Annotated in this window: 18 protein-coding genes; 11 read left to right on the forward strand and 7 right to left on the reverse strand. The window is 59.2% G+C overall.

The features are described 5' to 3' along the window. The 3 genes from FHT75_RS26555 to alr form a co-directional block, all read right to left on the reverse strand. Entirely contained in the window at nt 1-1023 is a 1023-nt protein-coding gene (locus FHT75_RS26555; RefSeq protein WP_063474102.1) for a helix-turn-helix transcriptional regulator, read from the reverse strand. 85 nt (nt 1024-1108) lie between these two features. After that, the gene (locus tag FHT75_RS26560) at nt 1109-2359 is read right to left on the reverse strand and encodes a D-amino acid dehydrogenase (RefSeq protein ID WP_063474101.1); all 1251 of its coding nucleotides are present in this window, start codon (nt 2357-2359) and stop codon (nt 1109-1111) included. Between the two features lie 29 nt (nt 2360-2388). After that, on the reverse strand, nt 2389-3522 hold the full coding sequence (alr, locus tag FHT75_RS26565) for an alanine racemase (protein ID WP_063474100.1): 1134 nt from the start codon (nt 3520-3522) through the stop codon (nt 2389-2391). A 126-nt stretch (nt 3523-3648) separates the two neighbouring features. Here alr and FHT75_RS26570 point away from each other — a divergent pair, with 126 nt between their 5' ends. Further along, nucleotides 3649-4113: an Lrp/AsnC family transcriptional regulator gene (locus FHT75_RS26570; protein WP_047616828.1), complete on the forward strand. Its 465-nt coding sequence runs from the start codon at nt 3649-3651 to the stop codon at nt 4111-4113. A 73-nt stretch (nt 4114-4186) separates the two neighbouring features. Here the strand turns inward: FHT75_RS26570 and FHT75_RS26575 are convergent, their stop codons facing one another. Both FHT75_RS26575 and FHT75_RS26580 read right to left on the reverse strand, forming a co-directional pair. Continuing rightward, nucleotides 4187-4912: a helix-turn-helix transcriptional regulator gene (locus FHT75_RS26575; RefSeq protein ID WP_047616826.1), complete on the reverse strand. Its 726-nt coding sequence runs from the start codon at nt 4910-4912 to the stop codon at nt 4187-4189. A gap of 148 nt (nt 4913-5060) precedes the next feature. Continuing rightward, nucleotides 5061-5696, reverse strand: a complete 636-nt coding sequence (locus FHT75_RS26580; RefSeq protein WP_063474099.1) for an acyl-homoserine-lactone synthase — start codon at nt 5694-5696, stop codon at nt 5061-5063. Between the two features lie 181 nt (nt 5697-5877). On the opposite strand from FHT75_RS26580, the gene FHT75_RS26585 reads away from it, so the two are divergent. From FHT75_RS26585 to FHT75_RS26630, 10 genes are all read left to right on the forward strand, one after another. Then, nucleotides 5878-6222 (forward strand): helix-turn-helix domain-containing protein, encoded by a 345-nt coding sequence (locus tag FHT75_RS26585; RefSeq protein WP_018245423.1) that lies wholly within the window; start codon nt 5878-5880, stop codon nt 6220-6222. Between the two features lie 306 nt (nt 6223-6528). Continuing rightward, entirely contained in the window at nt 6529-7959 is a 1431-nt protein-coding gene (locus FHT75_RS26590) for a glycoside hydrolase family 15 protein (RefSeq protein WP_097595383.1), read from the forward strand. Nucleotides 7960-8055: 96 nt separating this feature from the next. Continuing rightward, nucleotides 8056-9927 (forward strand): GMC oxidoreductase, encoded by a 1872-nt coding sequence (locus FHT75_RS26595; protein WP_028757368.1) that lies wholly within the window; start codon nt 8056-8058, stop codon nt 9925-9927. Between the two features lie 96 nt (nt 9928-10023). Beyond that, nucleotides 10024-11142: a ferritin-like domain-containing protein gene (locus FHT75_RS26600; protein ID WP_028757367.1), complete on the forward strand. Its 1119-nt coding sequence runs from the start codon at nt 10024-10026 to the stop codon at nt 11140-11142. Beyond that, a complete protein-coding gene (locus FHT75_RS26605; protein ID WP_028757366.1) occupies nt 11139-11627 on the forward strand; it encodes a hypothetical protein in 489 nt (162 codons plus the stop codon). The genes FHT75_RS26600 and FHT75_RS26605 overlap by 4 nt, the downstream gene beginning before the upstream one ends. A 38-nt stretch (nt 11628-11665) precedes the next feature. After that, complete coding sequence (gene iolE, locus FHT75_RS26610) at nt 11666-12604, forward strand: myo-inosose-2 dehydratase (protein ID WP_063474096.1); 939 nt, start codon at nt 11666-11668, stop codon at nt 12602-12604. Between the two features lie 128 nt (nt 12605-12732). Then, a complete protein-coding gene (locus FHT75_RS26615) occupies nt 12733-13749 on the forward strand; it encodes a sugar phosphate isomerase/epimerase family protein (protein WP_174824464.1) in 1017 nt (338 codons plus the stop codon). Nucleotides 13750-13837: 88 nt separating this feature from the next. Then, nucleotides 13838-14662: an MBL fold metallo-hydrolase gene (locus tag FHT75_RS26620; RefSeq protein ID WP_028757363.1), complete on the forward strand. Its 825-nt coding sequence runs from the start codon at nt 13838-13840 to the stop codon at nt 14660-14662. A 142-nt stretch (nt 14663-14804) separates the two neighbouring features. Then, nucleotides 14805-16460, forward strand: coding sequence for an alpha-keto acid decarboxylase family protein (locus FHT75_RS26625; protein ID WP_063474095.1), 1656 nt, complete (start codon nt 14805-14807; stop codon nt 16458-16460). A gap of 161 nt (nt 16461-16621) precedes the next feature. After that, entirely contained in the window at nt 16622-17302 is a 681-nt protein-coding gene (locus FHT75_RS26630) for a redoxin domain-containing protein (protein ID WP_063474094.1), read from the forward strand. 68 nt (nt 17303-17370) lie between these two features. On the opposite strand, the gene FHT75_RS26635 is transcribed toward FHT75_RS26630, so the two are convergent. Further along, nucleotides 17371-18072, reverse strand: a complete 702-nt coding sequence (locus FHT75_RS26635) for an HpcH/HpaI aldolase family protein (RefSeq protein WP_063474093.1) — start codon at nt 18070-18072, stop codon at nt 17371-17373. A gap of 15 nt (nt 18073-18087) precedes the next feature. Then, nucleotides 18088-18891, reverse strand: coding sequence for an SDR family oxidoreductase (locus FHT75_RS26640; protein ID WP_063474092.1), 804 nt, complete (start codon nt 18889-18891; stop codon nt 18088-18090). Nucleotides 18892-18894 lie beyond the last annotated feature (3 nt).

Genomic DNA, 18894 nt, shown 5'->3' on the forward strand with positions numbered 1-18894 from the left:
TCAGCGCTTCAAGGTCTGTGACGGCAGCTGGCCGAAGCGCTTCCTGTAGTCGGCTGCAAATCGCCCCAGATGCGTAAAGCCCCATCTCAGCGCGACATCGGCGATGCCCTGCCTAGCGTCGGCTTCGAGCAAATCGCGATGGGCGGCAACCATCCGAAGTTCCTGCAGATAGGCCATCGGGGTCGTATCCCTGAACTGACGGAAACCCTGTTGCAAAGTCCGAACGCTGACCTTGGCTGCAATCGCGATGTCGTTGAGCGAAATCGGCTCGGCGATGTGTTCCTGCATGAAGTCGATCGCCCACTTCACATGGCGTGGCGCCGGCGCAGGCGCAGAGAGCGCAAGCTCGTTCGAATAGCGATTGGGACAGGCCTCCAGAAGCAGATAGATCGCCGCGTCGCAGAGCGAGCCGGCGGCCACAGGCGACTGTTGCAGCGGTCCGTTGCCGCTGAGGCCGCGATGGAGGTTCGAGACAAGTTGCTGCAAGACAAGCCCCGGACCGGTCGTCAGATCGATGTGAGGATGAAAATCGATATCGCCGCTGATCGTTCGCTCGAACATATGCGTGAGGTGGCTGATGATCTTCGCCTGATCGACGAACAGCCCGAAATGACGGCGGGGGCCAAACAGGCGGGCACCTGCGGCGCGACCTGCTTCAAGGATCGTACCACGCGCGGGAATCGAGTATATTTGCTCCCGCATGCCGTCGAAGAATGCGTTTCCCTCCATCGGCAGAAAAACGATCATCCTGTCGCTGGTCGCCTCCCGCCTGATCAGGATCGTGCCTTCATAGGTGCAGTCCGCTACCGTCACCTCTTCTCCCACGGAGACGAAATTGCAGCGGTATGCAATGGGCATATTGCCTTCCGCCACAACCTTGATCGGCGAGTTCGGCGTCGACAATATTTCCGAAAGCGCGTCCGGGTCCGTGCCGCTATGCGCCGTCTCCCGAAACAACATGCTGTGCGTCGCCAGCTGCCGGGTGAGGCCGCCATTGTTATGTATATGAGAACTAACGGACATTTAGGACCTCGAAAGACGAGGCACGCAAGTGACACTGGATTTGCGCAATCATGTTCATCCCTCCTTGGTGTTGCCCGGGGCGGTTTCAGCCGTAGCGGCTGATTGCGAGATCCCTCGCATCGATTTCCGGCTGGCGGCCGCCGACGAGATCGCCGATGAGCCGCGCCGAACCGGTGCTCATGGTCCAGCCGAGCGTGCCGTGGCCGGTATTGAGGAAGAGGCCGGCGACTTTCGTCGGGCCGATGACCGGTGTGCCATCCGGCGTCATCGGGCGCAGGCCGGACCAGAAGGAGGCCTTGGAAACATCGCCGCCGGGGAAGAGATCGGTGACCGAATATTCCAGCGTGCTGCGGCGGGCCAGGCCGAGATCGTTGGTATAGCCCGAGATTTCAGCCATGCCGCCGACGCGGATGCGGTCGCCGAGCCGGGTGATCGCGATCTTGTAGGTCTCGTCCATGACGGTCGATTCCGGCGCGCGTGACGCATCGGTGATCGGGATGGTGAGCGAATAGCCTTTGACCGGATAGACCGGCAGCCGGATGCCGAACGGCTTGAGCAGCAGCGGCGAATAGCTGCCGAGCGCGACCACCACCGCCTCCGCGCTCATCCGCTCACGATCGGTGATGATCCCGCGCACCCGGCCAGCTTCGACATCCAGCGCCTTGATCGTCGTCCCGTAAGCGAAGCGGACGCCGAGCGCCTCGGCTTTGGCTGCCAGCGCATTGGTGAACTTGAAGCAATCGCCGGTTTCGTCCTTCGGCGTCAGCAAACCGCCGACGATCTTGTCGCGCACGTGCTTCAGTGCCGGTTCGAAACGGACACAGCCGTCCCGGTCCAGCACCTCATAGGGAATGCCGTCGGCAGCCAGCGCCTTGACATCCTTTGCCGAGGCATCGAGCTGCTGCTGCGTGCGGAACAGCTGCAGGGTTCCCTGCATGCGTTCGTCATAGGCGATGCCCGTCTCGGCGCGAAGGTCGGCCAGCGCGATGCGGCTGTAATCAGCAAGACGCAGCATGCGGCTCTTGTTGATCGCATAGCGCTCGGAGGTGCAGTTGGACAGCATCCTTGCCATCCAGGAAAGCATGGCCATGTCTAATTTCGGGCGTAGGATGAGCGGCGCGTGTTTCATGAACAGCCACTTCATGGCCTTCATAGGAATGCCGGGCGCGGCCCATGGCGAGCAATAGCCGAAGGAGACTTCGCCGGCATTGGCAAAGCTCGTCTCCAGCGCCGGACCCGACTGCCGGTCGACGACCGTGACGTCATGGCCTGATTTGGCCAGTTGATAAGCGGATGTGACGCCGACGATGCCGGCTCCCAGAACGATGACCTTCATGATGTTCCCAATGATGGAGCCGCCGGCTCTCAGCGATATTGCCTGTGATAACGATCGCCCAGACCGGTTAGGATTTCGTAAGAAATGGTGCCGGCGTCGCGGGCGATGTCCTCGAGCGTCTGATGGCCGCCAAGCACCTCGACAAGACTGCCGAAGGTCAGCGCGCCTTCGGGCAGCGCTGTGATGTCGACGGTCGCACTGTCCATCGACACGCGGCCGACGATCGGCAGGCGGACGCCCTTGAAATAGACGGCGCCGCGGTCGCTCAGGCATCGCGGCAGGCCATCGGCATAACCGGCGGCAACGGTGGCGAGACGCGTTTCCCGCTGCGCGACATGCGTGCCGCCATAGCCGACTTTGGCACCCGCCGGCACCGTGCGCGTCTGCACCACGGCGACATCGAGGCTGACGACCGGTTCCATCGGGTTCTTCTCGCCGGCGTTCGGAGCACCGCCATAAAGCGCGATGCCGGGACGGGCGAGCACGCCGTGATAGGCATCGCCCAGGAAAACGCCGCCGGAATTGGCAAAGGAAATGTCGAAGCCGGGAAATTCGTCGGCGATGCGGGACATCTCGGCAAACTGCTCGCCGTTCTGCTCGCTGTCCATGTCATCGGCCGAAGCCAGATGGCTCATGATAAACAGGATTTCGACATTGGCGCCGCCCCGAAGGGCCGCCGCCAGCTCCGCTCGCTCTTCCTGGGGAAAGCCGAGCCGCGACATGCCGGTGTCGAATTGCAGGACGGCGGGCAGGCAGCGATTCAGGATACGTGCAGCCGCCGACCATTGCCGCCACTGCGCCAGCGAATTGAGAACCGGAACGATGCCCATCTCGGCGCAGGCGATCTCGTTTCCGGGCTGCAAGCCGTTCAGCACGAAAATCTGGGCATCGTGCGCAAGGGCCGGCCGGAGCCTCAGGGCCTCGACGAACTGGGCGACGAAGAAATGCCTGCAACCTTCCCTGTAGAGCGTTCTTGAGACCCGCTCGGCGCCGAGGCCATAGGCGTCTGCCTTGACGACCGCGCCCGCGCGGACCGGTGACAGCATCGACACGAGCTTGCGATAGTTGCGGCCGAGGGCGGCAAGATCGATCGTCAGATAGCCCGTGGCTCCCTGCGCTGGAGTAACGGTGCGTGTGCGGGAAACCAAAATATCGCTATCCATGTCCACCCCTTGTCGATTTCAAGGAGTTTATGAAATAATGAGCGAAATTGCCTATCATTCAGTAGTCGATTATTGTGTGATTTGCCTATTAGCCGCATAATCAACGAATATTTGGAACGATATCTCATGCCCGCTCTTGACGCGATCGATCGCAATATCCTGAGATTGCTGCGCCTCGATGCCCGCATGAGCAATGCCAAGCTCGCCGCGGAGATCGGTCTCTCTCCATCGGCCTGTCTCAGGCGCATCAAAATCATGGAAAAATCAGGTGTGATCCGCGGCTATACGGCGCTGATCGACACTGGCAATGCGGATGAGATGATCGCCGTGATCATCAACATCACCCTGGAACGACAAACAGAGGATTATCTCGACCGCCTCGAAGCGGCGGTTCGCCGGCATCCCGAGATCCGGGAATGTTTTCTGATGACGGGCGGTTCGGACTATCTGTTGCGCGTGGAGGTCGCGAACGCCGGCGAGTTCGAGCGGATTCACAAGGAGATACTGTCGACCTTGCCGGGTGTCCTCAGGATTCATTCCAGCTTCTCGATTCGCAATGTTCTGGCGACACGCACGAGGGGCAGGCGCTGAACCGCGATCCCCACGCTTAGAGCCTTTCCGGGTTAGATTGAAGCATTCTGCCGGAGCAGGTTTTCGTCAGGCTCTAGATCAATTCGAGCGCCGTAGCCTTGGCGACCGCTTCACTCGTCGTGGCGACGGTCAGCTTCCGGCGTGCCGAGGCGAGATAGAGTTGCACCGCGCTCACCGAAATGGACAGACGGGCGCAGATCTGCTTTGCCATCAGGCCGCTGGCCGTCATTTCAAGACATTGCAGTTCGCGGCGCGACAATTGCGGAAAATCCGCCGTTTTTCTCAGGCCCGACAGAACCATGGCCCTGTCGTGGAGATGGTGGGCGAGAAACTGGAGGTCGCGCATGCTGTCCATGCGGAAATGCCGCCAGTAGGCGTCGGGGTGATTGGACGTGACCGTAAACAGCGACCGCTCCCCTTGAGGTCCCCGCACCGGCAGAGTCACGCCCTGCCGGCCGATACCGAAGGCCATGGCCTCCTTGAAGAAGCCATAAGCCCGGCCCGAATCCCATTTTGACGCCGACCATTCCACGGGCAGGAAGCCGCGCCGGCCGAGACGGACGACGGGATCGATGCTGAAGTAGTCCCGGTCAAGATATTGTTTCACCCACTCGGGCGGGTAGGTCAGCATCAGTAACGGATTGCTGGCCGCCGCCCCCGAGGAGCGGATCACATGCAAAACCATGTGCGATATCGCATAGATGTGGCGGACTTCGTCCAGCGTCGTTTCCAGATCCCGCAATGTCGGCGCTGCGGAGATCCGATCCAGACAATAGAAAAAACGAGAACTGCTCAGCATGAGATGGACTCGTGGTTGTGCGTTTCATTGACTACTCGTACCGGTAACATTTCACGGGATCGGGGAACAGCTAATTCTAATACAACCATGGGTGCGGTGAAAAATGGGTTAAGGCTTAGCGGGAGCATATCCCGCTGCTGGGCGAGCCTTACCGCATGCCGCCATCGGCAAAGGTTCTGGGACGATTGGGCGAAGCTCGCTCCAGTCGGGACAGGTTGGCCCGAAGTGCCCGGCAATTGTCCGCCGTCACATCCCATAGGCCGACATACAGCTTGCCAATCTCGGGCAGGGATCGGGCAAGCGGCGTCGGCCTCCAGCCGATCCTGCGATACACTCCGACCATGGCGCCATCATAGACGCCGACGATGCTTTCGATACCGGTGTCGAGCGCAAGGTCGCAAAGCCCTGAGAGCAGCTCCGTGGCAACTGTGCGCGATTGCTCCATGTGCCCGGCAAGCGGGTGAACGCAAAAGCGCGTACATTCCCAAGTCGTTGGGCTATCGACGTCGATAGGCTGATCGAAGAAATGCCGGAACTCGCTTTTGAGCATCGTCGCTCCCGTCGTCGGTAGCAGGCGCAGCGAACCCGTCAGTGTGCCGGAAGGTCGTTGCGTGACGAGATATACGGGATCCTCGGCCTCGTCGTATCGGTCCCTCTCCCATTGGTCCCGGACATCGACCTGCCATCCCAGCCGATCGCGAAAAACGGCGGCGCGAGCCCGAAACATTTCATCGAAAGCACGTCGATCGGTATCGAGCATGTCTTTGGTGAGTATCCGCAACATATCCGTCCCTCCTGATGTTCTGACGTTTCACAACAGGAGGCCGACCGGGAGCAATCTGGATATTTCACCAGGTTGACCGGTGCTTCGCTTTGCCTTCCCCTTTCATAAGAAGTTTCTGATGTTCGTCGATCGAAAGCTCTTGGTAATTGCCAATTTTAACGCAACCAACGGGAGGATTCTGATGACCCACGACATGGCCCGCGGCAAACGTATTCGAGAGGCGATATCCCGGGGCAAGTTCCGGAAAGTTCACGCCCTGGCGGCCGAACTGGACGTGTCTGTCGCCGCCGTCTCACGCTGGCAGAATGGCGGCCATACCTCGCTGGAAAGCGCCTGCGCGCTCGCCGACCTGCTGGATGTCTCCCTCGACTGGCTGCTGCTCGGGCGAGGCACCATGGACTGGCATAGGAACAGCGCGATCTCCGCCACGGAATTGCAAATGGTTCTGGCGTTGCGCAACCGGTCTGCGGCAACACGGTCCAATCTCGCTGGGCTGGTCGAATCCATCCCTCCGGAGCACCCGTAACGCCAAGCGCAATTCTGCGCGAATTTTTGACCTGAGGTCAACACGTTTAGGTTGATAAAAAGCAGATCGTCGACGATCTTTCTAGTTAAAGCTTCAACGGCGACACAACAGGGCGGCCAGCTCGCCCTGCCCTCGCCGCCGCAGAGACCTTGTTTTCACTCTCAATGCAGAAGGGTCGTTGGCGTCGGCTTTTGACGTGAAACCGTAAATACGCAGCCCGAAAATTATCGAAAAACCGCATCGCCACCGGTTCGGAACATTTTTGGATCTGGTCCCGGCAGTCTCAACCGATTTTGGAGTCAGTCAATGACAGTTGCGCTTTGGAGTCAGTCAATGACCGGTGCGAACCCGGCCCATATCGGCGCCAATGCGCCTACGGTCAAACCGCGGCCTGCCTTCGCGCAGACCGATCTGGTCGCATTGTCGCGCTATTTTTCTCTGCTGATGATGCGCAACATCACAAGCGATGGCTATGTCATCGAGGATCCGGCATCGCCGGGCGTCTTTTCGGCCCCGGGCTGCGTCATCGCCGCACCCTCCTATCCCGCGAACACGCCGGGTGTCGACCAGGACTATGTTTTCAACTGGGTCCGCGACGGGGCCATTACGGCCATCGAAATCGCACTTGCCGGCTTGCTGCCCGTTCCGGGCGGGGTTTTGCCGAGCCTGGTCGACTACGTGAATTTCGCCGCGCTCTGCCAGGCGAATGCGCAGAATTCCGCGACCGTCACACTTGGCCACGCCTGCTTCACCATCACCGGCGAGGTTCGTCCGTGGTCGGAGCAGAATGACGGACCGGCCATTCAGTCGATTGCGATCCTGACCTTGTTCAATCAGCTGGATGGCGCCACGCAGACGATCGCCAAACAATTGGTCGAGACCAACCTCTCTTATCTTCTCGAAGTTTACCAGAACAAGACCACCAATCTCTGGGAGGAATATGAGGGCTATTCCTTTTTCGCAAGGGCCGTACAGCTGCGCTTTTTCCGGGAAATTTCCGCAAACACGATCTCTATTGCCGTGCCTGCCGGGGTGGCCGATGCCATCTCCTGGCTGGAAAGCCAGCTGGCCACCCACTGGAACGGGCAGCTCTATGTGAGCATTCTGGATGCCGCGGAGCAAGCCGGTTACGACGCGAACATCGATATCGTCTCTGCGGTCTGCTATGGCGGGATCGAGCCGACCGATACCAAGCTGCTGGCAACGGCGGCCATCCTGCGGCGCCAGTGGGCCGATCCTTCGTCTTCGAACTATTACCCGATCAATGGCGCCGACGCGGCCAAAGGGCTCGGACCACTCTTCGGGCGCTATCCAGGCGATCATTACGATGGCGATGTGGCGGCCCCGGTGGTCGGCGGCCATCCCTGGGCTCTGTGCACGGCCAACTTCGCCGAGTTCCAATATCGGCTTGCCAATGCCATCGAGGCCAGCGGCGCCATCCCCCTCGATCAGTTCTCCGAGCCCTTCTTCACGGAACTGGGACTTGGCGCATCCAGCAGCGCCGCCGACGCCTCAGCTGCCTTGCGGGCTTCGTCTGACGTCATGCTGCGCGCCATCGTCTACCACAGCGATCACTATGAACTGAGCGAACAGTTCGATGGAACCGTTGGCTACGAGAAAAGCGTCCGGAACCTGACCTGGAGCTACGCCTCCTTTCTCTCGGCGGTCAGAGCCCGCTCCGCCGCCGCCCCCGCCGCCAAGTCCAAACCCCGAAACTCCCGCGGCCAGAGATCATGACGACGTCAGGCTGTCCGGTCTGAAATCTCGATTGAGTGCAGAACCGCATGATCCGCAAAGCCTGATGCGGCTTTCCGGGAATAATGGAGGACCAAAGTGCTTTTTCCCCTTGAATCCGCGATAAAAGCCGATGCCAAGACCGTCGCAGCGTCTGGCGACTACGATATCGTGATTGTCGGCAGTGGCATTTCCGGAGCAATCATTGCCAAGCAGGCTGCCGAAGCGGGCAAGCGTGTCCTTATCCTTGAAGCCGGAACCGGTGCCAACAGCACACTGTCAGGCTATGACAATCTGCTGACGACTTTCTATTCGGCAGCCTCCAAGGACAACCAGTCGCCCTTTCCGCTGAATGCGAACGCGGCCATGCCCCGCAGCCCGCAGCTTCGCAAGCTGCGGGCGGGGGAAACCGATAGCTCGACCTATATCGTTCAATCCGGCCCTTATGTCAGCGATACGACATATACCCGTATTTTCGGCGGAACGACCATGCACTGGGAGGCGAAAACGCCTCGCCTGCTTCGCTCGGACTTCAAGACGCGCACCATTTTCGGCCAAGGGTTGGACTGGCCGCTGAGCTTTGAGGAAGTCGAAGATGATTACCGCCTGGCCGAGCGGGAAATCGGTGTATCGGCAGATGTCGAAGATCAGCAATATCTGGGGCAGACCTTCCCGGACGACTATGTCTTTCCCATGCGCGGCCTGCCGCTTTCCTATCTGGATCAGCAGGTCAACAAGGGCATCGAAGGCACCAGTGTCGAACTTTACGACAAGACCTATCCCCTGAAGGTCAGGCCCTATCCGCAGGGGCGTAACAGCATACCAAACCCGGCCTATGACGGCGGGAAAGGCTACCGTCCCATCGGAGCCGTCGATACGCATCAGGTCGAAGAGGGCGGTCGCTGCCAGGGCAACACCAACTGCGTACCGCTCTGTCCCGTGCAAGCGCGTTACCACTCCGGCAAAACGCTTGCCAAGGCGTTCGCAGTAAACGGGAAAAGCGGCGAGCGGCTTGTCGAACTATTGCCGCAGGCGGTCGCATCGAAGGTCAACATCGATCCGGATAGCGGGAAAGTCCACTCTCTCGAGGTCAAGATTTACAAGGATCCGGCCTCACCTGCTCACGAGACCATCACCGTGAAGGGCAAGGTTTTCGTGCTTGCGGCAGGCGCCATCGAAACGGCGCGTCTCATGCTTGCCTCCGGCCTGCGCAGCACCAGCGGTCTTGTCGGACGCAATCTGATGGACCACGCCTATCTGCTGAACTGGGCGCTGATGCCGGAAATCTGCGGCACGATGCGCGGAACCAGTTCGACGGGCGGTATCGTGGACCTGCGCGACGGCCCTTTCCGGGAAAGGCAAGCCGCCTTCGCCATCGATATCCATAACGACGGCTGGGGCTGGGCCACGGGTGCGCCGACTTCCGACCTTCTCAAACTGGTGGATGATCGCAACCTCTACGGGGCGGATCTTCGGCGCGGCATGATCGACCAGGTTTCGCGGCAGTTGCTGCTGGCATTCATGATCGAGGTCATGCCCGTCGAAAGCAACCGCATCGCGGTGGATCCGCAATATACCGATGCTCTGGGCAATATGCGGCCCATCCTGTCCTTCACGGTTCCGGAATATACCATGAAGGGTGCCGCCTATGGCCGCCAGTTTGCGCGCACCGTCTTCACGCGTCTGGGCGCGCAGGATCATACCCAATACGACCCCAGCGATTTCGGCTATGTGGCCTATGAGGGGCAAGGCTATGCGATCCGCGGCGGCAATCATCTGGCCGGGACCCATATCATGGGAACGACGAAGACCAATTCCGTCGTGGACAAGAACCAGCGCAGCTGGGACCACGAAAACCTCTATCTCGTGGGCGGCGGCAGCATGCCGACGATCGGCACGGCCAATGTCACCTTGACGCTGGCCGCCATGTGCTTCCGAAGCGGCCGCGACATTCTGAAGTCTCTGCATTGAACGAAGACCGGCATCCGCTGTGCGGAACGAACAGATGGCCTCGCAAGCGACACGAAGCCGGCCTGTGAACCCAACTTATCTTTCATGGAGCTTGAGATGTATTCCGCCAGTATTAAGACGCTCGATGAGCTGAAAGAATTTCTCTACCGGGCGATGCAGCTCGAACATGCGACGATTCCGCCTTATCTGACGGCGCTTTACTCGATCAAGCCCGGCGTCAATCAGGATGCGACCCAGGTTCTGCGCGTGATCGTCGTGGAAGAAATGCTGCATCTGACCATCGCGGCCAATATTCTCAACGCCATCGGCGGCACGCCGGATCTTGTCAGGCCGGACTTCGTAGCCCGCTATCCCGCCGCCCTGCCGGACGGCGAGACGGATTTCAAGGTCGGCATCCAGGCTTTCGGCCGTGAGGCGCTGGCGACTTTCCTGAAAATCGAGCGGCCGGCCCAGCGTCCTGAACATCTCGTCGGCAAGGGCCTGATATATCGCAAAACTCCTCCTGATATCACCGCGCTTGCCAGCCATCCGAGCCATGAGGACCTACATTTCTTCAGTATTGGCGAGTTCTACTCAGCCATCGCGGACGGCATCAAATACCTGGAAGCCGAAGCGCATGGGGCGGGCACAACCATATTTACCGGCGACAGATCGCGCCAGATCACCTCGGAATATTATTACTCCGGCGGCGGCGAGCTGTTTCCGGTGACCGATCTGAAAAGCGCGTTGGAAGCCATCGATCTCATCATCGAACAGGGCGAGGGCGACGGTGGCGGTATCTACGACGATGACGACCACGAACTGGCCCATTACTATCGTTTCGAGGAACTGGTCAAAGGCCGCTACTACCAGAAGGGCGACCAGCCCGGCCACCCCACAGGTCCTGAGTTGCAGGTCGATTGGGAAGGCGCGTATCCCATAAAAAAGAACCTAAAAGTGGGGGACATACTCGAAGGCTCGGAACTGCGTGGGGCGGCGATCGCCTTCAACACGCGCTACGGCGAATTTCTCCAGCTTTTGACGCGTGCCTATAACGGCCAGCCGACCCTGCTGCTGGAAGCCGTTCCGATGATGTTCGAATTCCGCAACATGATCCTCGAACTCATCCGCAATCCCCTGCCGCAACATCCCGGTAAGAACGGCAGCCCCACCTATGAGATCCCCGGCGCCATCAAACAGCCAGCCACCACCCGGCAGGCGGAGGTAAACGCATGAGCAACCGTTTCGAGGCATTTCTGGGTCTTTCCGGCGAATTGACGGCCTTCTCCCACTTTGATCTCCTGGGAACAGGCCTGGCGGACCGCTATCTCGTCACGCTCGACAAGGTGGTCGGCGGCGAGATCGTCGACGCGCTGCTGGCCGCCTTCGCCGCCCTGCCACCCCCGGAAGGTGAGGTCCGCATCCAGGCGGTGCGCACGACCATTCTGGGCAATGAATTGCTCGGAGACGTGGCCCGTGCGCTGATCAAGCTCTGGTATTCCGGCACCTGGTTCGAGCTGTCCTCCGCCTGGACGGAGCGCTTTGGCCCCAGGCCTGCGAATATCACCTTCGTCGTTTCTCCCGATGCCTATGTCGAGGGTCTGCTCTGGAAGGCGATCGGAGCCCACCCTGCAGGCGCCAAGGGGCCGGGTTTCGGCTCCTGGGCCTTTCCGCCGAAAATTCCGGCTTTTTCCGGCTCTCGATTCCAAAACCTGACCTGACGCCACTTCCGTTTGTCTTCAAGAACTGGATCATTGCCATGACGACACATCTGCATCGACTGACACCTGCTAAAGTCTGGCTCGGTGTCATCCCCACGCTCTGGTGGAATGACGATTTCATCAATATCGACATCGGCATCCCCTACGAGCAGGCTCTGAGTGAAATGGCGCTCGCCGGCTATGTCGGATGCGGCGTCGGCCACAAATATCCGACGGACCCGAAAATATTGCGGCCTGTCCTCGAACTCAGGGGATTGCGGATTTCCGAGCCCTGGGTGAGCACCTACTTCACCATCAATGCGATGAAGCGTCATACGCTTGATAATGTCGATGCTCAGCTCGACTTCCTCGAAGCCATGGAAGGAGGCAGCGACGATCCGCGCAGGGCCGACCTGGTCGTTTCCGAGTTTGGCGGAGCGGTCAATCCGCTTCCTGTCGCCCTGTTTCCGAATTGCCCCGATTTCTCCGATGACCAGTGGAAACGGCTGATCGAAGGCCTGCATGAGGCCGGAGAGAAAGCCAGGGCCCGTAACCGCCGGCTCTGCTATCACCCGCATCTGGGGACCGGGGTGATGAATACGGAAGCAATCCACCGGCTCATGGACGAGACGGATCCTCGCCTGGTCAACATGCTTCTCGATACTGCGCACCAGGCGGCTGCCGGTGTCGATCCGCTGGCGCTGGCCAGAAAATATGCCCACCGCATCAAGCATGTTCATCTGAAGGACATTCGCGCCGAGGTGGTTACGAAGATTCACAAAGAAGGATTGTCCTTCCAGCAAGGGATCGAGGCGGGGATCTTCACCGTCCCGGGTGACGGCTCCATAGGGACCTTTCCAGAAATCCTCGATGCGTTGGCCGAGGCGGATTTCGCCGGTTGGATCTGCGTCGAGGCAGAGCAGGACCCAGCCAAGGCCAATCCGCTGCAATACGCGAAAATGGGCCGCGAATATCTGCGCAAGCTGCTCGGATGGTAGCCCGGCGCGGACCGTTTGTCTCAGCCCGATGGCGATGTGAAGGAGGCGGGCAGGGATCTCGCTTCATGACGGTGTCGGGCGGGACATCATCCTGAACCACGCATGACTGGATAGCGACAGCTGGAGCGATGAAGATGGAAGAGGCACGCAGACGAGAGATATATTTCAGCTTCTTTATGTTTACAGCCGATTTGAGGCCGAACGACGCGGGCTATACCCAGGTTCTTGTCCGGCATCTGAAAGCGCTTACCGAGATCGGCTACACCGGCTTCGATGTGCATATCGCCCCAGGACCGGCCAACGTCGGTCATCACGCTGAGGTCGAAAGCTATATCGGCCTCAAGAGGGCGTTCGATCGGGCCGGCTTCCGGGATGTGAAGTTCACAACCAATGTGGGGACCACGCGAACCTTCGATCCGACCTCGCCCTATGAGGACCAGCGCAAGCAGGCGCTGTCCTATCTCAAATCCCGCGTCGACATCACCTCGGTGCTGGGCGGGGAGAATACGATCATGTCGGGGCCGTTCCTGTACCCCTATGGCATCTTTCCACTGACGGATGACGGCGAAGGGATCTGGAGCGACGCGCTTCAGGATTGGATGAAGCCACGATACGCGGCGGCCGCCTCCATCTTCCGGGAATTGGCGCAATATTCTGCGGAGAAGCGGGTGAAGCTCGCCATCGAACCGGTCAAGAATTGGGAAACGCCCGGGCCGACCATGGTCTCGGAAGCGCTGGATTTTCTCGAAAGCGCCGACATTCCGGTCGGGGGCGTCACGATCGATACAGCCCAGGTCGTCATGGAAAGCCAGGGACCGGCGATCTTCAGGAAAAATGTCGCCCGTGCCGTTCAGCAGAGTCGGTTGAATTACGTTCACATCTCGGCGCCGGACCGGGGCGCTGTCAGAGATAGCTGGATTCCCTGGGAGATCATGCTGGACGAAATCGAGCCGGTCTATTCCGGCCCCTATCTCGTCGAAGTCTTCAACGCGATTCCACCCTTCGAGAGTTCGATGCGAATGACGCGCAGACGCTTCTGGCGGCCCGGTGAGGACGCGCCGGAGGCAGACGTCGACAGCGCCTACGACGTTGCGCGCGCGGCCCTGAAGACATTGGAGGAGAAACTCGCGTCCCGCAGTCGTTGATCTCATCCGTGATGGCGCTCGGGCGCAGATGTTGTGCCCGAGTGAACTTCAAATCTCAGCAAACGACCTTTCAATCAGGGAGATACCGATGGTCACGCAATTGCCGGATCCCATTAAAATCGTCAGGCGAGCAGGCGATGTCCGTATTCATACTTTCATTTCAGCCTTCACGGCTGACAATATCGCCAATGCAACGCACATCATCGAAAGCAGGAACAAGCTTGTTCTCGTCGATGGGCAATTCCTCGTTCCCTATGCGCTGCAATTCAGGGAATATGCCAACAGTATCGGCAAGAAGATCGACCGGATCTATCTGTCGCACAGACACCCCGACCATTGGTTCGGCCTGGGAGCCGCATTCAGCGATATTCCGATTTATGCATTGCCGAAAACGATAGAGTTCCTGCAGCAGCATGGGGAAGATTCCCTGAATGACCACTGGAAATTGGGCAATCTCGCTCCGAAGAGCTTGATCATTCCCGAAAGAGCTGTCCGCGCCGGCGAGGAAATCATCGACGGAGTCAAATACCTATTTGATGAAGTCGTCGATACGGAGATCGATTTTCTTCTCACCATAGGTCTTCCGGACGTGGGCGTTTTTATTGCGCAAGACCTGATCTACAGCGGAACGCACCTTTATCTGACGAAATACATGGAGCATTGGATTGGGATTTTGCAGGGTATGCTGCTGTCCGACTATGACCTGTTCCTTCCCGGTCACGGCTTTCCGGCTGACAAAAACGAGGTTGCCAAAAATATAGAGTATTTGTCCGTCGCCCTGGAGGCCGCCGGCAACGGACTCACCAATGACGCTTTCAAGCGCTTCCTGCTGGAAAGATTTCCCGAGCGGAAATGCCCCGGCATATTCGACATATACGTACCGCGCTTATTCGATAACGCGAGCGAGTTCTAGCGCATCGGCCCGAAAATCGGAATCGATTTTCGGAAAGAACGATGCGTAGATTCAAAGTGTTAGAGCTGTCCTTTGTGCGTCCGAAAGGACGCACGGCACTCTAATATCCGTCAATTGTCGTCAACAGGGGAGCCGTTGGAACATGGGCGACACATACACGGTTGGACAATATCTGGTCGACAGACTTCGCGAACTGGGCCTGGGGCACCTGTTTTCCGTAGCAGGCGATTATTCGATCGAATGGGTGAACAGTTATGTCGAGAAAAGCGATATAAAGGTCATCGAAGAGGCGAATGAACTGAATGCCGGTTATGCGGCTGACGGCTATGCCAGACTGAAAGGAATTGGCGCTCTGTGCGTCACCTATTCCGCAGGCTCGCTTTGCGCAACAAATGCGATCGCCGGATCCTACGTCGAGAAAGTGCCGGTCGTTCTGATCAACGGTGCGCCCAGCATCAAGAAAACGCTGACGTTCGAACAAACCGGCTACAGTTCGCATCACTTCATCAGCGGCCGGGAAACGGATCTTCAGGTATTCGAATACATCACCGCCGCTGCCGTCCGCATCGACAGCCCTCATCTTGCGCCAATGCTCATAGATTATGCGCTGACGCAGTGCATCACGGAAAGACGTCCGGTCTATATCGAGTTGCTGGAGGATATGGTGGACCTGGGATGTACGCGCCCGTCGAATGCCTTAAAAGCGGCGCCTGTTATATCCGACGAGAACAGTCTCAATCAGTCGATCGCGCAAATCAGCGAAAGATTGCAAAACGCCACCCGACCGCTGATCTGGGTCGGTGTCGAGATCGACCGGTTTGGCCTTCACGACCAGGCGGAGCGGCTCATCCGGGACCTCAAAATTCCCTACGTGACCGAGCTTTTGAGCAAGGCCATTCTATCGGAAGACGATGTACAATTTGCCGGGGTGTTCGATGGCAAATCGTCATCACCCTATGTCCAGTCTTTGGTCAAAGACTCCGACTTCGTATTGGCACTGGGCGTCTGGTTGACTGATATCAATGATTTGGGCTGGCCTATCGATCTCGATAAAACCGCATTCGCCTCCTGGGAGACCGTGAAATATGGCACGATCTTCAACGCACAGGTTTCGCTGGCGGATCTCGTCAACGGCTTGATTGACAAAAGGCTGACGTGCAAAGGCCAAAGTCTTCCGGTGAAACCGGCCCGGCAACTGCCGGTCGTCAATCCGGCAGGCGAAATTACCTATCAGGGCTTCTACGATTTCATTCAGCCGCAGATCGACGGAAATACCATCGTTGGTGCCGACGCGAGTTTGAATTATTTCGGGAGCCTGCTTCTTGAAGTGGGTGCTCGCCGCGGTTTCATCGTGCAATCATCCTATTCGGCGATCGGTTATATCGGTCCGGCCGCAACCGGGGTTTCGCTGGCGAAGCAAAATCAACAAAGGCTACTGGTCTTTGCGGGGGATGGCGGGTTTCAGATGACCGCTCAATGCCTCTCGACACAAACCCGTTTCAATCTCAACCCGATCATCTTTGTGATGGACAACGGCATTTATGGCGTGGAGCAATGGCTTGCCGACGCATCGGTTTTCCATGGCGACAAACCGTTCTACAATTCCTGCATCCTGCACCAGTGGAATTACAGCAAGCTGGCAGAGGTCTTTGGCTGCCAAGGCTGGAAAGTGGGCACCTATGGCGAACTGAGGGAGGCCATAAACGGCGCCAAAGAAAACCTGAACAGTCCGTCCATCATCCAGGTCGTCGTGCCGCAGCGATCGATCCCCGACAATGCGAACTGGAAAGCAAATTAGAATGGGCATAGGAGAGTTCAGCGCTTTAGTGGGCGGAACGGCAGATGGCATGCCTAACCACCTTCGGTGACCTCAACATCGAGCGCTGGGCCTTCTGGCCACAAGTGGTATAGTTCAATTTCGGTCGTCCGACCTAGACGATACGACAAAGGAACTGTTCCATGGGAGACCAGAAACGCCCGCTGCAACCTGGAGAAACCGCTCCCGCATTCGCGCTCGCCACGGCCAACTTCGACGGAACGGTCTCTTTCGCCGACTTGAGCGGTCGCCCGTTCGTGATCGGGTTCTTTCGCGGGCTGCACTGCCCGTTCTGCCGGCGTCAGTTGGAACAGCTTGCCGGCGTACAGCCGACGCTACGCGCCGCCGGGGTGGAGACCGTCGCCGTTATCAACACGCCGGTGGAACGTGCCCGCCTGTATTTCCGCCACCGGCCAACGCCAATAACACTTCTATGCGACCCGGATTGCCGCACGCATCGGGCCTACGGTGTGCCGCATGCCGAGTTCCTGCCCGATGGGAGTTGCGAGCAGCCCGAATGGCCCTATCGTACAACGATGGAACAGTTCCTGGCGGCACGCATCAACCCCACGGACGAATTGCCGGAACCGCTGCACCCGATGGAGGCCAACACGATACTCAACGCCAAGGATCGGTTTGAGCTTGACGAAGCCGACAATGAGATCTTCGCGAACCACGCGACCCAACTCGTCGGGCACTTCCTGGTCAATGCGAACGGCACCATCGGCTGGGCACAAATCGAGGCGCTCGACGGACCGAACAGCCTCTCCATCTTCCCGACCGCGGCAGAGATCATCGCGGCCGCTGGCAGCCTTGGACGCTGACCTGCGGTGAACCGTCCGATAGCATCTCAGTAGCAAAAGATCGAATGGTGGAAGCCCAATTCCGCCCGCTATCGCGTGAGTGTCTGCCTGATGCCGGCAATCCCGCGGCGCAGGAAGGGATCGGTGTGGACGTAGAACAACTGGACCCCCTTCTGCAGCCAATGAGGCAATTCGTCGGCGGTGGCGAGCGTGCCTGCAATCTTGCCTGCTGCACGAATCTTGTCGACGGCGACCGCGACCTTATCCATCACTGCTTCGGGACGCGGCTCGCCGAAGGGCGGAGCCGGCGGATAACCCATATTCTGCGAGAGATCGCCGGGGCCGATGAAGAAGACGTCAATGCCATCGACCTTCAGCATTTCGTCGAGATTGTCGATGGCATCCACCGTCTCGATCATCGCCACCACCAGGCGCTTGTCGAAGTCGGACGGAAGAGCGTAACGAACGGTATCGACGATGGCGCGCGCCTGTTCGGCCGTGTCCACCATCGGGACCATGATCCCATCGGCGCCCGCATTCAGGTAGCGGATAATGATCGGGCGCTCGTGCGAATGCGGCCGAATGATCGCCGCCCCGCCGACGGAGCGGACGATCTGCGCGGTCATGCGCACATCCTCGAAACTCCAGCTTCCGTGCTCGCAGTCGACGAAGACGGAATCGGCGCCGAGCTCCACCAGCCGGGCTGCCAGGCCCGACGATACGTGATGCGGCGTATACATGGTGACTGCCTCGCCGGCCAGCAGCCGCGCGCGCAACTTCGCTCCGTTCATCGATGTCTCCCAATTCTACTTTTTCGGCATATCCGGCATGTCGGCCGGCGCTCCGACCCACCGCGCAATTTCGATATCCGCTGACGTGTCCCGCATGAATGTCGGGCAGATGTGAAGCTCGGGGATCACAGCGCTCTTGTTCAGGCTGGCGCAGAGGACGATCGCACGGGCGACGTCATGCGGATCCATCATGACGGCACGTTCCTCCTGCAGAGGTGGGCGCGCGCGATTGTCCATGATCGGCGTATTCGTCTCGCCGGGCAGGATCGTCGTCGCCCGGATCCCCTGATTGCGATAGGTGTTGTGCAGGAAGGTCATGAAGTTCTTCACGCCGGCCTTGGCCGCACCATAGGCCGCGCCGCCGAGCAGGTTGGGGTTGATCACGGCAAGCGACGAGACCGTGATGATCGTCCCCTCGCCGTTGGCGATCATGTCCGGAAGGACCGCCTGGGTCAGGTTGAAGACGGCCGTCAGATTGACGTTGATGGTGGAGGTCCACTCGGCCTCGCTCAAGAACCGCGCGTTCAGCACCTTGCTTGCGCTGCCGGCATTGTTCACCAGGATGTCGACGGGTCCGACGCTATCCTTGATCCACTTCACGGCCGCAAAGATCTCTTCACGCGTCTCGATATCGAGTGCGCGCGTGACGGCCTTGCCACCCGCCTCTTCGATCAAGGCCGCCACCTCGCGCAGCGGTTCGATCCGCCGCCCGGTCAGCACGACGGTGGCCCCGTCCTTGGCCAGCAGCAGGGCGGTCTCGCGACCGATCCCGGAGCCGGCTCCCGTCACCAGAGCGATTTTTCCGTGAAGACGTCCCATATC

The sequence above is a fragment of the Rhizobium sp. BK112 genome (genome assembly GCF_014193215.1).
Classification (GTDB): Bacteria; Pseudomonadota; Alphaproteobacteria; order Rhizobiales; family Rhizobiaceae; genus Rhizobium; species Rhizobium anhuiense.

What these genes read in the sequence shown, in the direction of transcription:
- FHT75_RS26570 (WP_047616828.1), top strand. Translation starts at nt 3,649, where the DNA reads ATGCCCGCTCTTGACGCGATCGATCGCAATATCCTGAGATTGCTGCGC.
- FHT75_RS26590 (WP_097595383.1), top strand. Translation starts at nt 6,529, where the DNA reads ATGACAGTTGCGCTTTGGAGTCAGTCAATGACCGGTGCGAACCCGGCC.
- FHT75_RS26600 (WP_028757367.1), top strand. Translation starts at nt 10,024, where the DNA reads ATGTATTCCGCCAGTATTAAGACGCTCGATGAGCTGAAAGAATTTCTC.
- iolE (WP_063474096.1), top strand. Translation starts at nt 11,666, where the DNA reads ATGACGACACATCTGCATCGACTGACACCTGCTAAAGTCTGGCTCGGT.
- FHT75_RS26630 (WP_063474094.1), top strand. Translation starts at nt 16,622, where the DNA reads ATGGGAGACCAGAAACGCCCGCTGCAACCTGGAGAAACCGCTCCCGCA.
- FHT75_RS26635 (WP_063474093.1), bottom strand. Translation starts at nt 18,072, where the DNA reads ATGAACGGAGCGAAGTTGCGCGCGCGGCTGCTGGCCGGCGAGGCAGTC.
- FHT75_RS26640 (WP_063474092.1), bottom strand. Translation starts at nt 18,891, where the DNA reads ATGGGACGTCTTCACGGAAAAATCGCTCTGGTGACGGGAGCCGGCTCC.
- FHT75_RS26555 (WP_063474102.1), bottom strand. Translation starts at nt 1,023, where the DNA reads ATGTCCGTTAGTTCTCATATACATAACAATGGCGGCCTCACCCGGCAG.
- FHT75_RS26605 (WP_028757366.1), top strand. Translation starts at nt 11,139, where the DNA reads ATGAGCAACCGTTTCGAGGCATTTCTGGGTCTTTCCGGCGAATTGACG.
- FHT75_RS26585 (WP_018245423.1), top strand. Translation starts at nt 5,878, where the DNA reads ATGACCCACGACATGGCCCGCGGCAAACGTATTCGAGAGGCGATATCC.
- FHT75_RS26560 (WP_063474101.1), bottom strand. Translation starts at nt 2,359, where the DNA reads ATGAAGGTCATCGTTCTGGGAGCCGGCATCGTCGGCGTCACATCCGCT.
- FHT75_RS26620 (WP_028757363.1), top strand. Translation starts at nt 13,838, where the DNA reads ATGGTCACGCAATTGCCGGATCCCATTAAAATCGTCAGGCGAGCAGGC.
- FHT75_RS26615 (WP_174824464.1), top strand. Translation starts at nt 12,733, where the DNA reads ATGAAGATGGAAGAGGCACGCAGACGAGAGATATATTTCAGCTTCTTT.
- alr (WP_063474100.1), bottom strand. Translation starts at nt 3,522, where the DNA reads ATGGATAGCGATATTTTGGTTTCCCGCACACGCACCGTTACTCCAGCG.
- FHT75_RS26625 (WP_063474095.1), top strand. Translation starts at nt 14,805, where the DNA reads ATGGGCGACACATACACGGTTGGACAATATCTGGTCGACAGACTTCGC.
- FHT75_RS26580 (WP_063474099.1), bottom strand. Translation starts at nt 5,696, where the DNA reads ATGTTGCGGATACTCACCAAAGACATGCTCGATACCGATCGACGTGCT.
- FHT75_RS26575 (WP_047616826.1), bottom strand. Translation starts at nt 4,912, where the DNA reads ATGCTGAGCAGTTCTCGTTTTTTCTATTGTCTGGATCGGATCTCCGCA.